Genomic DNA, 16,234 nt, shown 5'->3' with positions numbered 1-16,234 from the left:
GAACGGAGCAGGCAACCATGAAATTGGCTTCTGCCTGCTTTCATTGCTGTCTGGTCTTTTTAAGATCTTACGTTAATGTCCGGTGCAGCGCTGTCTTAATACACTAATTCAAGCTTAGTCGCGTTTGGGCTAACCCTGAAAATCACCACAATCATGGACTTCGAACCGATCGACTAAAGCTTTCTGTGTATAGTATTTTGCGACACGTTTATTTTTTAACAAAAGAGAATCCCCCTTGATTTTTAATTCGAAAATGGGCTCTTTTTCTATTTTCTTGAAGTAAAACTCATTATTTTTAGTCTTAATCGTGAGGCCGCTGTCACGAAAATTATAGGTGAAATCTTTGATTTGATAGATTTCATTGGAATCACAGACATTGACCAAAAGCAGTTGTTTTTTATTCATTTTGATTTCTGCAAGATCGCATGCATAACATATTCCTGAGAATTCGATGCCATACTTCTTAAAACTATCGTTGCTTTCCGGTCGAAGAATAGCAATAGGATACAGCTGTTTAAAGAGCGAAAGGTTATCATCGGATATGGATGTTAGCTCTTTTTGTTTCTTTATGGAGTCTATGCTGGCGGTGCTGCTGAATGCGGCAGCTGATTTTTTAGCTCCATTCTTTTGCTGGCAGCTGAAAAACAATACCATGCAGGACAGAAACATAGTCTTTAAGATTACCTTCATCGTTATTTTTCGCAATTATTGTTGTTACTCATAAACATATAGATTGAGAAACGGTTTTTGTTATTCAATCTCAACCCATTTTCTTTCGAAGTAGACGGTGCCTACCGGTGTATCGGTGGCGTCTATGATTTTCGCTGCTACAAAGTCGCCCTTTAGGCCAGCATATTTTAGTTTTAAACCTTTACTTTCTAAGTCGGAGGTATCATAGTATGCACCCAATTTGAGTTGAAATGGATTGTGTTCCACATCATTTGTAAAGATGGAAAACAAAAGCAACTTCGTAGCCTGTTTATCTGCCTCTTCGTATCCAAAGAAGCGATGATCGATACGTATATTGGCATGTAAGCGGATCATAGTGTCTCGAGCACTTAAGTTTACATAAGCTTTGGTGATTTCGTCAGATTCCAGTACGCTTTGTGCATTTGCTTGGTCAATGCTATCCAGTTTGGAAGTTTTTAACGATATATTTTTTTTTGGGGCAGTATCCTCGACAGCTTTTTCCATGGCCTTGCTTGAACTTACAGGTGCTTCAGCTTGTTTTGGTTTTTCCTGACAAGCGATTTGTAATGAGAGGAGCAATAATGCACTGCTGTAATAATTGTATTTGAAATGCTTCATTATTCTTTCTTTTACAAAATCCAATCCAAATTTGCATAAAATAGCATTGAAAAAAAATCCCGGATTTCCGCTAATCGAAAAAAAGATAAATACGGTATTTTTACAGCATTCGCATGATTCTTGTCTTTTGGAATGGATTAATGCGATACAACAACAAACAGAAGAAATAAAGTATGGCACATCGTATTTATATCTATAATGTAAATCTTAGGACCAAAGAAACATATCCCACTTACCTGGCGGAATGGAATTATGAAATTCCTATTCTGATGCTACCTTTATTTTCTGCTCATGTTCGTTCCAAGGGTTCTCAGCTTTATGCCAACAAGGAAGATGGGATCGCAAGACTTCGCTATTTTTATGCGTTGTTGGCTGATAGGTATCAATTGCATTATAAAAAAAGCTATTATGAGCCTGTCAACAACATGTTTGAATTTTTGGAAGCGCTACCTTTTGATACCTTGCAGATCGACGGACGCGATGTTTTTACCATGAATGCGGAAAAAGATGTGGAGCAAGCCAAAGATTGGGTGGAAGAAATTAAAATGCAAGCCTTATTGTTTGAACAAGCTGTCGAAGAACAGTCCTTAGATCCGCTGGACCCGCTTGTGAAAGCGTCTGGTTATACTTCTTTTTTAGATGCCCTTCAAACCGATTGGATTGATTATGGATTGGGTTTATGGGAAGAAGACGTTCTGAAAGAGCCAGACCCTGAGGTTTTTGAGGCAGTAGGAAAGCAGGGAATAAAGAATGCCAAGGGGGATATTTTGGTTGAGGCGATTTACGATGAAATATTCGAATTCAATGAACAGGGGATCGCCGTTGTTGAACGCGATGGCCTTTTTGGTTATATTGATACGAGTGGCACTATATTAATTCCATGTCAATATGTGGAGGCCTTTGATGCCCGGCATATCAACGGGAACAATTACGCTGAAGTGGAAGTGGCAGGAAAACGTGGGGTATTGCATATTGATACCAAACAGCTGAGCATACCTGCATTATATGATGAACTCGACTGGATCGCCTATGGCTTTTTAAATGCAAGACAGGGGGATAGCCACATGCTCCTTTCGGCTGAAGGACGATTGATTATTTCAGATCCCGCAGCCGAGTCGTTTATGTTTGACTATAACAAGTTGTTCTATAGCCGGCAAAAAGGAACGATAAAAAGGAAGTATTACCTAATGGATGGTCAGTTTTTAGGGACTTTTTTGGAAGGTAGCCTGGAGCCGCTAGCCAATCGCTATTTTTGGATTAAACCCAATAAGCTACAGTCAAAAATTGCCGTCATTCAACCCGATGGTAATATTTTGGATGAAGGAATTGACCGGATTATAGTGTTGGACGACTATCGAAGTATTGCGTATCTCAAAAATAAAAGATGGCAGATCTATTCGCTTGAACAGGGCTTATTCCGATTGGCTGATTTAACGATTGATCAGGTTCTAGTCGATCATATACAGCAGTACCGTAAAGATATCTTTGTCGTTGGTTGTGCCCAAGGACAGGGGATTTATAACGCTCATCGAGGGGAATGGTTACTTGAACCTGCTATTGCCTATCAGAAAATCGAGCATTGCTTTTTGGATTTTATGCGCATACACTGTGCACATGGAATGCGTTATTTCGATACGAAGCTTAACGTCTGGAGTGAGCTGTATGATTATATCTGTTCGCCCTTTCATTACCCAAAACCAGAAGCGGCCGAAGGTGAACTGTTGCTTTTATTCAAAGGGGATAAGTTGTTTAATTTGGATTTAAATCGAAATGTTGTCGAGATTCCCGAAACGGCATATGGCTATTTGTATTCCGAGCGATACCAGCTCCGGGGGCGCGATCAAAGCTATTTTGTACAGTTCTATCAGGCGTGGATCAGGCGTAAGGGCGACGGCTACGAACAGTATTTTGACAATGAAACGCTGTTGGAAAATGGTAAGAAGCTGGAAGCGGAGGGAAAGATTTCAGATGCCATTCGACTGTTCAGCATCGGAGCAGATCGGGGTAGTGCGGACTGTCAATATCTGCTTGGAAACATCTTTACGGATGATGACTACGAAGGGAAGGACATCGAAAAAGGAAAGTCTTTTTATGAAAAGGCCATGGCTCAGGATCATGCGCAGGCATGGAACAATTGGGGATTTTTATATGCCACAGGCCATGGTGTAGCTTTTGATGTATCTAAAGCCTTAAAGGCCTATCAAAAGTCTGCTGCGCTGGGTGAAGCGCAGGCCATGAGCAACCTGGGTAACTGGTATTACGAGGGTGAATATGTGGAACAAGATTATGCCTTGGCCCTAGATTATTTTAAACAAGCAGAGAAAGCGGGGATTTATAATGATGCTCAAATCGCAGAAATCTACTATCAAGGGCAAGATTATGCGAACTTATTGCGTTATTTGAAAAAGGATACAACCAATCAATTTTCTGCTATTTATTATGGGATTCTTTATGAGGAAGGCTTTGGTGTAAAGCAAAACTTACAAAAAGCGATCCGCTACTATGAAAAAGCCAATGAAAATAGCGTGTACGCCTATGCCGTTAATCGTTTGCTACAACTCTATGGAGCGCATGGAGCGGCTTCAGACGCGGATAAATACGGATTTTGGTTCAATTTTGCTAAAGAAAATGCTGTTGAAATTGATCAATAGTAAGGAAATTGCATAGAAAATGGCTCATCGCATATATATTTACAATACAGATAAGAAGGATCAAGATTACTTCCCTCATTATTTAGGAGAATGGAACTATGTGATTCCACCCCTTTTTTTACCCCTATTTGCTGCTAATCCGAAAGCAAAAGGTACCTTAGTTTACTCCGAAAAGGAACCGGGAGTCAGAAAGCTTCGTGCGTTGTATGATTTGCTCATTCATGAATATGGGTTAAATTCCGATTTGCTGGCCATGGCAGCTATCGGGAAACTGTTCGATTTTTTGGACGGTTTACCCTTCGATTATTTCCAGCTGAACGCAAGTGATGTATTTAACATGAGCGATGTTAAACATAGCCAACAGGCCAAAGATTTTGCAATTGAAATCCTTGAGAAGAATTTGCTCTATGAAAAAGCAATCGAAAAACAATCCTTAGCTGAGCTTGAGTTTATTTTGGTGTCCGCTGGTTATACTTCTTTTTTAGCGATGCTCGAACTGGAATGGAGCAACTATGGCTTAGGCTGGTGGAATAGAGACGCGATTGATAGTCTGGATAATCAATTTTTTGAAGATCAGGGGCTTTGGGGGATACGCAATGCAAAAGGGGAGGTGAAGGTCGAAGCTAGCTATCAGGAAATTGGTACTTTTGAGTGTGAAGGGATCGCAGTCATACAGAAAAATGAGCTGTTCGGTTATTTGAATAGGGGTGGAGAAGAAGCTATTTCCTGTGTTTATTCATCGGCGGCGCCAGCCCAATATGGAACCGGATCAACGGTTGGTAAGGTAAGCTTAACTAAAAAATATGGATTAGTCAACGTCGGGAACGGAGAAATAATCATACCACTTGAATATGATGAACTCGAAGATTTTGCTTACGGTTATTATCAGGGGAAGAAAGATCAGCAATATTATATCATCGATGCTCAAGGCCAGCTGTTCAATGCTGCCGGTGCGGACAAACCGTTTGAAATTGATTATGATGGATTTATCTATCAAGAGATTGGGGGAAATAAACTGCGTCATTATTATTCCAATAGCGGTATTTTGCTTGGCGCTTTTGCCAGTAGCGCATTGAGCGAATTACTGTTTGATTTTTATGCAGTCAATTTGAATAATAAAAAGAAAAAATCAGTTTTGTCTCCCGATGGAACTTTCTTGGTCAAAGATGTTGCTGTACTCAATGCCGGAAATGGCCGAAGCGCATTATTTTTTGCTGATTCCGGCGGCATCCGTTTGTATGACCTGGAAGCCCGCGCCTTTGTACTGCAAGATTTGGCAATTCGGTCCATTCAAGGGGGGACTGATTTTGGTAATGGCGCCTGGGATTGCTATATTATCGAAACAGCAACCGGGAGGGGAATTTATCAGGCTGCTGAAAAGGTGTGGCTGGTCCCGCTCTCAACGCACTATGTGAAAATTGTATATGCTGCTGTGATGGATTATTTTATTCTGAAAGACCATGCGGGAAGATATTACTATTTTGACGCAGTGGAAAGGACGCTCAGTTCCGCCTACGATTATGTTTGTGCAAGCGTTAATCACTATCAGGATCTGATGTTATTGCAAGGTGACCTGTTGTATAAAAAGGGCTACGATGGTGTGGAAGTAATTCAGGAAGATCAATATGGTCAGTTTCTGAAGAAGCTGGATCAATTGTCTGGAGAAGATTTTGAAATATGTAATCGTTTTTTTGAAGGGTGGAAGGCTGCGAAGGGCGATAATTTTGAATCCAGTTATGATGGTTATACGCTATATCATATGGCCTTGGACTGTTGCCGACAAGGCGATGTCGAAATGGCGATACGCTATTTTACCTTTTCTGCTGACCAGAATAATGAAAGCAGCATGCATGAATTGGGGAATATCTATACGGATACTGATAGCGAAGACAATCCTTTTTTAGATTTGGACAAAGGAATTCAATATTATGAACAAGCGGCCCAAAAAGATTATTCCGCTGCATGGAATGCAATTGGCTACCTCTTTCAGTATGGCATCGGCTATAAAAAGGACCTGGAAAAGTCATTTAATGCCTACATGAAAGGAGCAGAGTTGGGTAATGGCTATGCTTTGTCCAATTTAGGCTACTTTTATTCAAGTGGAACCTATGTCGAAGAAGATCTGGAAAAAGCCCTCAGCTATTATCAGAAAGCTGAATTAAAATTAGTTGAGAACAATAGCAATATAGCTTCTATCTATTACAGTTTGGAGGATTACGATCGTCTATTGGTTTATTTGAAAAGGGATAAAGAAAATAGTTATTCCAATATTTATTATGGATTACTCTATGATCAGGGACTTAAATTTAAAAAGGACAGTAAAAAGGCGATCCACTATTTTGAACGAGCCAACGACTATGGTGTTTACGAAAGTGCCACTGCTCGCTTATTGGATTATTACAAGAATGATCCTACATTTAGAAATCAGGAAAAATATGTCCATTGGCTTGATTTTGCAAAAAACAATGAACTGGATATCGAACTGGATTTATTGCAATGGGATAATCAGTCTGAAGACTCAGGTGCTAGCTCGTCCTTTTTTGGCAAACTGTTTAAAAAGAAAAAGTAAATTATGTTATCATCAGCAAATATAGATTTTAGTGGCATTCTGATCGACTTGATCCTGATTGTTTTTTTTGGATTTGGAACACTTTATACGTTATCTGCAGGCATTGTTCATCGTTTAAAGAAGCAAACACGGACGGTAGGATATTATTTCCTATCCTTTGTGGTATCGGGTGTTATTGGACTGGTTGCCGCCGGATTGCTGGCCTTTATATGGGCGATGTCATTATCGTAAGGTGACGGCAATAAAGTAAATTTATCGCAATGATCTATTGACTGTAAGTGAAATGATCATTGCGATATGTGATGCCCATCAATGGTTTTTAGCGTTGACTATGTGCATCAGGTGGTGATTGCAATGCCAGGCATAGAGGCCAATATTGATCTTTAAAGAAATCAACCTTTTGGTCGCAGGATGAATAAAACCTCTTTCAAGCTGTTCGCCAGTCAGGCTTTTCAACAAAATAACCCAGCGTTCATGTAGACCTTCGAGCAATTTGATCGAGCTTTCTATTGGAATATTTTTTGCGTCGGGAAGCTCGGCCCACAATTTCTCCTCATATAATTTGATGGTTGGGTCTTCTTCTGTGAGGGCTAATTTAAAACGGACAAAGCTGTTCATGTGGCTGTCGGCGCAGTGATGAACGACCTGACGAATCGTCCAGCCTTCGGGACGGTAGCGTTTTTCCAGTACGTCGTCTGTTAGATCGCCGACTTCGGATTTTAACCGGGCCGGAAAGTCGGCAATTGTTTTGATCCAGTCATTCAACAGGGATTTGTTGATGACATCGGGTATCGCAAAGCGACCTATAGGGTATCTGAGTTTTTCTAATTCATGTTGCATGACTTAAAATTAGTTAAAATAGACACAAGGTTCCTAATCTTTAGGTGTATGTTTTCGAAGAATATTTTCTTCGATTTGCTCTTGGGTCTGCTGTAATTTGGATGCGATAAAGAATTATGGTAATTTCGGCACAATGAATAGCTGGATAGCGTTCGAATTCGACCGGTAGACTAGCTGGTCGCTGCATAAAACACATAGGAAATGAAAAGTCTAAAAGAACTGATTGATACAAGTAATTCAGGATGGAAGTTGGTAGAAAGTTGGATGAAAGAAGCGACGAATGCTTATGAAGTGCTTCCTCGAAACCCTAAGCGGGCTGATGAGGAACTTTTAAGGGCCCAAATTACCACAAAATCGCCTATGGGAGCCATTATTCATCAAACTGGTGGTATTTTAATCGATGGGGGCTGGTTACGTATTTTAGGCTCTGGCTCGTCGCAGTTGGACCGAGGGATTATGGAATGGAATAAAGGGAAAAGTTTTGACAAGGAAGGCGAAAAAGGTGGTTTTTTGCTGATTGCAGACGATGTTCTAGGTGGTTATTTCGCTATTAATGCCGGTGCGCTGGGAGATGCTATTGGACAGGTCTATTATTTCGCACAAGATACCTTACAATGGGAAAGTTTGGAATGTGGTTATTCAGATTTTGTTTTTTGGGCATTGAAAGGGGATATTAGACAGTTTTACGAAACATTTAAATGGAAAGACTGGAGCGAAGAGGTCAAACTCCTGAGCGGCAATCAAGTTTTTTCATTTTACCCTTTCCTGTGGACTGAAGAAGCACGCGATTTTCGTAAAGTGGATCGTAAGCCAATGGCCATCGATGAGAACTACCATTTTACGATGGAATTTGCTGGTGGACGCTAATTGTTATTTCAATACGACAAACCTCCTGCATAAGGCTTTAATACGATAATAGGACAATGTATTGTTGTCCTATTATCGTATGATACAGAAGATAATTCCGCTGAATGATATTAAACTGATTTATTTTGAAGGCTAAAGCTAACTTCGTTCAGTCTGACTATTTGTATTTGTATCCCCTCGGAAAGGCCAAGTTTGGTCGCCGCATCTTTTCCTAATTTAAGCACATGAAACCCTCTGCCGCGATAGGTAAAATTACATTCATATTCTCCAGCGTTGATCATAATCCTTAATTTTTGGGATTTGGTTGGGAATAGGGGTTTAAATTCTTTCGTGATCCGTATTTGCGATTTTTTTACGTCATCTGTAGTGATCTTGTTACCTTCAGAAGGAAACAACATGTTCGTGGGCGGAGTGTCAGCTGTAGGGGGGGGCGTTTCTGTTTTTTGTTCCTGAATTTCCTGAACTTTTGGAGCCTCGTTTTGTATCGGCTCAGAGTTTGTTTTATCCTGACGTTTCTTATCTTGCCGCCCTTTCTTTCTGGTGTTTTGATTTGCAGTTTTTTCCGTAGTTTCTGTAGAGGGTACGGAAGGAGTAGGAGTAGCAGGAGTTTTGTGCTCGGTATCCACTGCTGTAGCTGGGCTGGCCATTGCTAAAGGCCGTTTAATAATATTACGGATGTAATAGTGTTTTATGCGCGATTTGTCGGTGTTTCGTTCCTCAATTTCAAAATCTTCTTTGTAAGCTTTGAAAAGATGAGACATCTTGTCGTATCCATAGTTGCGCGCATCAAAATCAGGCTTTCTTTTGTTGAAAAGACTTCCGATCTCACCCAGGAATGCCCAGCCATTTTCATCTGCAGTATCATCCACCGTGTCCTTTAAAAGTTCCAAAGTCTCCTCGTCCAATACGGCAATACTTGTTGGATTGTCAACGGGAGCAGGTTTGGGCTGATTTTGTTGCTTTTTCTTTGCGACCGTTTCTTTCTTTTGATTTTTCTCAAAAATTTCGACGTAGATGAACTTGTCGCAGGAGGCAATAAAGGGTTTGGGGGTCTTTTTCTCGCCGATACCTATGACCAGTTTACCAGATTCCCGTAGACGTGTAGCCAGTCGGGTGAAATCGCTGTCGCTGGATACAATACAAAACCCATCAACCCGGTCTGAATGCAGAATATCCATGGCATCAATAATTAATGCCGAGTCAGTAGAATTTTTGCCTTGTGTATAACTGTATTGTTGTATGGGGGTAATTGCATGGGTAAGGAGTTTATCCTTCCATTTTTCAACATATGGGTTGGTCCAGTCTCCGTAGATGCGTTTGATGGTCGGAATTCCATATCTTTTGACTTCATTCAAAATCTCTTCGATTTTTCGATAAGATACATTGTCCGCATCGATTAGTATTGCGATTTGCAAATCCCCATGTTCTGCCATATATGTTTAGATTATTTTTTCAATATAATATTTGAACTCTTTTCTATTCGCGTGACCTTTCTCATCCGAATATATTCGTTAAAAATACAGTATTGTTAAAGAATATCTTGAATTTTTTGAGAATTAATTTGAACGCTATTTTTTGAGAACATGCGATCAGCTGCTTTTGTTTGGGCCTAAAAGGGAAATTATTACGTTTGCGGAGTAGCGAAATGATTTGAGGGACGGTGAAAATAAATAAAAAAAGGTTTTCAAACGGGGAGAATGAAAACCTTAAATAACCAATTATAAACCTAAATTATGATGATACAAAGATAGTGTAAATATTACACCTGTGCAAATATTCGTTACTATTTTTTTTAAACGTCCTGAATTTTGTAGCTGTTCAGCTACAAACCGCCTGTAACTACGCCAAAACTAGTCCATCATGAAGTGCGAAGGCCTATATTTCATCACCGCATAAAAGCTATTGGTAAATGCTTGGACGCTTTTATAACCGACTTTATACGCAATTTGAGAGATGGTGAATTGTTTTGTGCTCAGAAGCTCCAAACTCTTGATAATGCGAAGGAGCTGCTGATATTTTGCAAGCGTCATTCCGGTTTCTTTTTTAAAAAGGCGTTCAATAGTTCGGAGCGAAAGATTGGACAGCATGGCAATCTCGTCTAACGTGATGGCTTCTGTGTAATGGTCATGTAGGTGATTTAAGACCGTTTGAAGCCTGCTTTCATGCGGAAGGGTAATTTCTAAGTGGAGTAATTGTGAGCAGAAATAGGGGAGTTCATGGAGTAAAGCACCGAGGAAAACTCTTTCCTGTTCATTTTCTTCTCTCAATTTTGACCATTTTTCGGTATATAAAATCATTTCCCGTAATACTTTAGGCGCCGAAAATAGCTGTACCTGATTGAAAAACAAATGCTCTTGTGAGCTGTCAAATTGTGGGGGATCAAAAAAAAGGACCATAAGCTTAATGCGTTCCGAGTGGGAGTTGGTCTTATGTAATGCACCTGAAGGAATCCAAGCAACGTGATTTTGGGGGAGTAGGTACATTTTTCCTGCAACGGTAAGGTATTGAAAACCCTGCTCAACATAAATCAATTGACCTTTCCGATGACTGTGTAATGCGTCGTCGTGTATCCAGTTTTCTTCAAACCAGACATAGGTTGATTTCTGGATGCCTTCAATTATCAACGTATGATTTGTCTGATCCATGTCGTTTTAAATTAAATTAATGGCAAATTTAATTAAAATTCCATACATACCTTTGCAAGCATTCATTACGTGTATAGCTTGGTTTACATGTATAGTGTGGTTTTATGATGAAAGAAAATATAAAAATATCCGCAGCTGTGTCTTGGACCTGGTTACCCATATTGGTTGTTGTTTTAGTCTCAACCAATCTGCGGTCGCCAATCACAGCCGTTGGCCCTGTACTGGGGCAAATCAGTGAAGATTTGCAATTAAATAGTTTTCAAAGCAGTTTATTGACGGCAATACCTCTTTTTATGTTTGCGAGCTGTTCTGTAACAGTGAGCCGATATTCACATAAACTGGGCATGCACCGTTTTTTATTACTCGGTTTAATGGCGTTGAGTGTAGGAATTGTGCTTCGGGTTTGGGGCAATATGCCAACGCTGTTTGTGGGGTCTTTTTTAATCGGACTTGGGATCTGTGTGGGCAATGTCGTTACGCCCGGTTATATAAAAACAAATTTTCCAAAGCAGATTGGACTGATGACAGGCATTTTTGCCGTAGCAATGAATCTGACTGCAGCTTTTGCTTCGGGGTTTAGTTTACGATTGGGCGAATGGACTGGTCTCGGGTGGCAGGGTTCCTTGGGGGTTTGGGTGATTTTAGCCTTGTTATCCCTTATCGTTGTTTCCTTTGATGCTTTAAGCCGAAAGAAAGCACAGGGTATCACTGAAAATAGACCGGCGACAAGTGGAATCGGACATATCTTTAGGTCAAGATTAGCTTGGTATATCAGCTTATTTATGGGTATTCAGTCCTTAATTTACTACAGTTTGATTTCTTGGTTACCTAAAGTATTGGTCGATTATGGTATGCCAGCGGAGGATACGGGCTGGTTGCTTTTTTTGATCCAAATTGCCATGATTCCCATAATGTTTATTGGGCCTATTTTGGCACATCGGATGAAGGATCAGCGTCTAATGGCAGCGGCTGTTGCGATAGGCATGTTTGGAAGTATCTTTATATTTTGGCATTACAAACTTCAGGGAATTTATGTTGCCGCCATATTGTTGGGACTTTCCAATGGACTTTCTTTCAGTTTGTCTATTCTTTTCTTTACCCTGCGGGCGAGGTCAACGGCGAATGCGATTAAAATATCGGGCATGGCCCAGTCTGTTGGTTATCTGATTGCAGCTTTTGGCCCGCCGGTATTCGGTAAGCTGCACGAAATAGATGCTACCTGGAATTACTCCTTCTATTTTTTAGCGGGCAGTATCGTACTTTTATTGTTTGCAGGATGGAAGGCCGGGGAAGATAAGTATGTAGCGGAAGATTAAAGATAAGGCTACATCAGGCACAGCTGTTTAGCTGATGTAGCCTTATTCAATTCGCTCTTAAACGCTATTATTCAAATTTAACTGTTAATCTTTGAGGACAGAAAATTCGATGTACGTGGCATTGTTCACATCGTGAAAAATACGTTGTGTGGCTTTACGGAAGTCAGCTTTGGTAGCTGTATAAGGCGCTAAAAACACCTGTGGATTTCGTTCTGCCAGCGGAAACCAGGAGTTTTGTACCTGAACCATAATGCGATGTCCTTTTTTGAACGTATGCGCAACATCTGGCATTTCAAAATTCACCTTTTCGACCATTCCTGGAGTCAGGGCCTGCGCTTTTTCAAAACCATTTCGGTATTTCCCGGCCATGATCTCACCACGTACCATCATCTGGTATCCAGCCATTGTTTTTCCTTGATAACTTGCTGCATCGTTCGGGTAAACATCAATCAGTTTGACAACATAATCTGCATCTGTACCTGTTGAAGAAACCTTAAGGAAATTTTTGATGGGGCCAACTATAGTCAGGTCTTCTGTCAACGGTTCCGTTTGATAAACCATGACATCAGGGCGACTAGCGGCGAAACGCTGATCATCTACCATATACTCCCGCGTTCGGTTTTGGATTAGCCCACCCTGGTGCGGAACCGGTTTATTGGGGTCAGTGACATATTCATCCCAAGAATCTGTACGTTGAACTTTGTCAAATCCAAGTTTCCCTTGAGGTTGGAAGTATAGTTTTTTTGTTTCTACATTTTTGGGTGGCCATTGTTCGAAATGTTTCCATTCATTGCTTCCAGAGACAAAAATGTTCGCTTCCGATGGTGCGAAGTTCCCTTCATCTTTTAGATAATATTTGAAAAAAGGCTGTTCAAATTGTTCCTGATAGGTAACGCTGGTTTTTTTCTCAAATTGGATATCACCTAAATAGTTTCCTTCTGCACGAACCCAGCCGCCATGATACCAAGGTCCCGCGACTAAAATCGAGTTGTTTTTTTTGCTTTTATCCTCAATCGATTGATAGGTCTTAAATGTTCCATAAGCATCTTCCGCGTCAAAGAAACCACCGACGACCATCACCGCTGGTTTTACCTCCTGTAAAGAATTGGTGATCACACGCGACTTCCAAAAATCATCATAGTCGGGATGTTTAAACAGGTCATTCCAAAACTGTACGGAGTCACCAAAATACTTTTCCTTCAGTTCCCGTGCTGTTCCGGCTTCTAAAAAGAAGTTATATTTATCGGCTTCTTTGATCTGAATTTTGCTCTTGAATTGATCTGGGGTGATGGGTTTTGGACGCGGGACACCAAAGGTTGACATGAAGCTGAATGCATCCTGAAGAAACAGTACGCCATTATGGTGGAAGTCATCGCCGATATACCAGTCTGTTACCGGAGCTTGCGGGGAGACCGCTTTCAAGCTCGGGTGCGTTTTGACCAATCCAACGGTAGAATAGAAGCCTGGATAGGAGATCCCATAGAGTCCGGCTTTGCCATTATAGTTTTTGAGATTTTTCTGTAGCCATTCAAGCGCATCATAGGTATCTGTACTTTCATCGATGGCTTTTTTGTCTTTGCTGTAGGTGGTCGGACGTACATCTTCAAATTCACCTTCGCTCATCCACTTGCCCCGCACATCTTGGTAGACGAAAATATAGCCTTCACGCATCATCGTCGGAAAGTTGCCCAGGCTTTTTTTGTATTCGTTTTGTCCATAAGGAGAAACCGTGTAGGGCGTTCTATTGAGCAAAACTGGATATTTCTTCGATTTGTCTTTTGGACTGTAGATCGCAGTAAATAATTTTTTCCCATCTCGCATTGGGATTGCTACTTCGGTCTTTTCATAATGATCTCTAACATAAGCCGAGTCGGCAGCGGTTTGAGCATGTAACTGGCTTGCGCTTAAAAGCGCCAAAGTTAGGCACGAAATTGTATTTTTCATTCAGATAATTATTTGTTCAGTACATTCTTTGGTGTAAAACTCTACTTTACACTTGGTTTCGTTCGTTGCAATGTTATGGATACTCTTATGCACCTTAGGCTATAGGGGATACCGTTAAATTTGTCATCGCGCTACCGATTGGCAGACCATTTATCCAATAACAATGCGCAGGTCAAATGCTGTTGGTTTATAAATTGAACGATAGACTCATTGCCTGTATTTAGATTTTAGGCTAAAGTTAGTGCTACTAAAACCATTTTCCAATTTTATTGTCATATTTATGGGAAATAGAAAAAGAAAAATTGACCAATTTTTAAGAAAGAAAAACTTTTTTTGGATTGAATTTGGATTAGTTTTCGAATCTTGATATATTGAGTAAAATTAAGGACAATTGTTTTTTGGGTTAACAACTTTAGCTAAAAACGTTAAATTCCAGTTAGATGGACTAGTAGAATACTAAATAATAATTCATTTTCGGATTATTTCTTAAGGTTTCGAATAGGCTTCGTATCGCTATTTGTCACGATTTTATAAATTAAGTGGGGAGTGGTATGAAATATGTTTTTTTAAGCTAATTTTAAGAATTATTTTATCATAATACATCAATTAAATAACAATTTAAGTATATAGAATTAATATGGGACAACAAGTGAAAGATGCCAATGGAAAATTGGGTATTCTTATTCCGGGATTAGGTGCTGTGGCTACAACATTAATCGCTGGTGTGGCATCTATAAACAAAGGTTTTTCAAAACCAATCGGATCTGTTTCTCAATTGAGCAGAATCCGTCTGGGTAAACGCACTGAGAACAGAAATCCATTAATTAAAGATTTCGTCCCTTTAGCAAAACTGGAAGATGTTGTTTTTGGTGGCTGGGACGTATACGAAGATAACGTATATGAGGCTGCATCAAAAGCACAGGTATTGGAGCAAGGTCAATTGGATGCTGTTAAGGCTGAATTGGAGGCTATCCAACCAATGAAAGCTGTGTTTGACCGTAATTTTGTGAAAAATTTGGACGGAACGCACATCAAATCTGAAAAAACTCGCCGTGAATTGGCAGATGCTGTACAACGTGATATTCGTGAATTTAAAGAGAAAAACGGATTAGATCGTATTGTATTGGTATGGTGTGGATCTACTGAGCGTTATATTGAGACAAACGAAGCTTTTTCAACCTTAGCTAAATTAGAGGAAGCGTTAGATAATGATGATCAACGTATTCCACCGAGTATGATCTATTGTTATGCGGCATTGAAAGAGGGCGCTCCGTATGTCAATGGTGCACCAAATTTAACATGTGACGTTCCAGCGATTGTTGAGTTGGCGCATGAAAATGGTGTAGCAATTGCAGGTAAAGATTTTAAAACAGGTCAAACATTGATGAAAACAATTGTGGCACCTGGTCTTCAAGCGAGAGCTTTGGGTGTTGAAGGTTGGTTTTCGACGAATATCTTAGGTAACCGTGACGGATTAGTATTGGATGATCCTGAAAATTTCAAAACAAAAGAAGTGTCTAAATTATCGGTATTGGAAGAAATTCTAGATGCGAAAAAGAACCCTGAGTTATACGGTGACCTTTACCATAAAGTACGTATCAACTATTATCCTCCACACGGTGATAATAAAGAATCTTGGGACAACATCGATATTTTCGGTTGGTTGGGCTACAAAATGCAGATTAAAATCAATTTCTTATGCCGCGATTCAATTTTAGCAGCACCGGTTGCCTTGGATTTGGCTTTGTTTATTGACTTGGCGCAACGTGCAGGCATGTCGGGTATTCAAGAGTGGTTGTCATTCTACTTGAAGTCGCCTCAAACAGCTCCAGGATTGCCTCCTGAACACGATATCTTCAAACAATTGATGAAATTGCAAAATACATTGCGTCACATTATGGGTGAAGATTTAATCACACATTTAGGACTGGATTATTACCAGGAGCTAGTCGATAGTATTCAATAAGCTAACTTAATAAGAGCGGGGAAACAATTGTCTAAAAACGGTTTTTCCCCTTTTTCTTCAACATCTTTACGGTATTGAAGATTTGTGATATAACCCTCTGTAGACTTTTGCGCTTACGAACGCTGAGA

General features: G+C 40.2%; 12 protein-coding genes. 6 read left to right on the top strand and 6 right to left on the bottom strand.

The genetic code is table 11. The features are described 5' to 3' along the window. Positions 1-129: 129 nt before the first annotated feature. Together B3E92_RS12975 and B3E92_RS12970 are read right to left on the bottom strand one after the other, a co-directional pair. Positions 130-690, bottom strand: coding sequence for a hypothetical protein (locus B3E92_RS12975; RefSeq protein ID WP_286897138.1), 561 nt, complete (start codon positions 688-690; stop codon positions 130-132). 60 nt (positions 691-750) lie between these two features. Next, positions 751-1,308, bottom strand: coding sequence for a hypothetical protein (locus B3E92_RS12970; RefSeq protein WP_286897136.1), 558 nt, complete (start codon positions 1,306-1,308; stop codon positions 751-753). Between the two features lie 173 nt (positions 1,309-1,481). Between B3E92_RS12970 and B3E92_RS12965 the strand changes: the two genes are divergently transcribed. Genes B3E92_RS12965 through B3E92_RS12955 form a run of 3 tightly spaced genes read left to right on the top strand, consistent with a single transcriptional unit; the run spans position 1,482 to position 6,759 of the window. After that, a complete protein-coding gene (locus B3E92_RS12965; RefSeq protein WP_286897134.1) occupies positions 1,482-3,959 on the top strand; it encodes an SEL1-like repeat protein in 2,478 nt (825 codons plus the stop codon). A 19-nt stretch (positions 3,960-3,978) separates the two neighbouring features. Continuing rightward, entirely contained in the window at positions 3,979-6,528 is a 2,550-nt protein-coding gene (locus B3E92_RS12960; RefSeq protein ID WP_286897133.1) for an SEL1-like repeat protein, read from the top strand. Positions 6,529-6,531: 3 nt separating this feature from the next. Further along, positions 6,532-6,759: a hypothetical protein gene (locus B3E92_RS12955; RefSeq protein ID WP_286754391.1), complete on the top strand. Its 228-nt coding sequence runs from the start codon at positions 6,532-6,534 to the stop codon at positions 6,757-6,759. Between the two features lie 78 nt (positions 6,760-6,837). Here the strand turns inward: B3E92_RS12955 and B3E92_RS12950 are convergent, their stop codons facing one another. Then, on the bottom strand, positions 6,838-7,368 hold the full coding sequence (locus B3E92_RS12950; protein WP_070569622.1) for a YfiT family bacillithiol transferase: 531 nt from the start codon (positions 7,366-7,368) through the stop codon (positions 6,838-6,840). 201 nt (positions 7,369-7,569) lie between these two features. On the opposite strand from B3E92_RS12950, the gene B3E92_RS12945 reads away from it, so the two are divergent. Further along, the gene (locus B3E92_RS12945; protein ID WP_070569625.1) at positions 7,570-8,235 is read left to right on the top strand and encodes a DUF2625 domain-containing protein; all 666 of its coding nucleotides are present in this window, start codon (positions 7,570-7,572) and stop codon (positions 8,233-8,235) included. Positions 8,236-8,345: 110 nt separating this feature from the next. Here the strand turns inward: B3E92_RS12945 and B3E92_RS12940 are convergent, their stop codons facing one another. Both B3E92_RS12940 and B3E92_RS12935 read right to left on the bottom strand, forming a co-directional pair. Beyond that, the gene (locus B3E92_RS12940) at positions 8,346-9,668 is read right to left on the bottom strand and encodes an NYN domain-containing protein (RefSeq protein WP_070569629.1); all 1,323 of its coding nucleotides are present in this window, start codon (positions 9,666-9,668) and stop codon (positions 8,346-8,348) included. A 417-nt stretch (positions 9,669-10,085) separates the two neighbouring features. Beyond that, entirely contained in the window at positions 10,086-10,880 is a 795-nt protein-coding gene (locus B3E92_RS12935) for an AraC family transcriptional regulator (protein WP_286897131.1), read from the bottom strand. Positions 10,881-10,984: 104 nt separating this feature from the next. Between B3E92_RS12935 and B3E92_RS12930 the strand changes: the two genes are divergently transcribed. Then, a complete protein-coding gene (locus B3E92_RS12930) occupies positions 10,985-12,196 on the top strand; it encodes a CynX/NimT family MFS transporter (protein WP_286897128.1) in 1,212 nt (403 codons plus the stop codon). 84 nt (positions 12,197-12,280) lie between these two features. Here the strand turns inward: B3E92_RS12930 and B3E92_RS12925 are convergent, their stop codons facing one another. After that, a complete protein-coding gene (locus B3E92_RS12925) occupies positions 12,281-14,140 on the bottom strand; it encodes a CocE/NonD family hydrolase (protein ID WP_286897126.1) in 1,860 nt (619 codons plus the stop codon). Between the two features lie 637 nt (positions 14,141-14,777). On the opposite strand from B3E92_RS12925, the gene B3E92_RS12920 reads away from it, so the two are divergent. Then, positions 14,778-16,106, top strand: coding sequence for an inositol-3-phosphate synthase (locus tag B3E92_RS12920; protein WP_070569637.1), 1,329 nt, complete (start codon positions 14,778-14,780; stop codon positions 16,104-16,106). Positions 16,107-16,234 lie beyond the last annotated feature (128 nt).

This window comes from Sphingobacterium sp. UBA6317 (assembly GCF_002440385.1).
In the GTDB taxonomy this organism is placed as follows: Bacteria; Bacteroidota; Bacteroidia; order Sphingobacteriales; family Sphingobacteriaceae; genus Sphingobacterium; species Sphingobacterium multivorum.
This window is presented reverse-complemented; position numbering and strand designations above follow the sequence as displayed.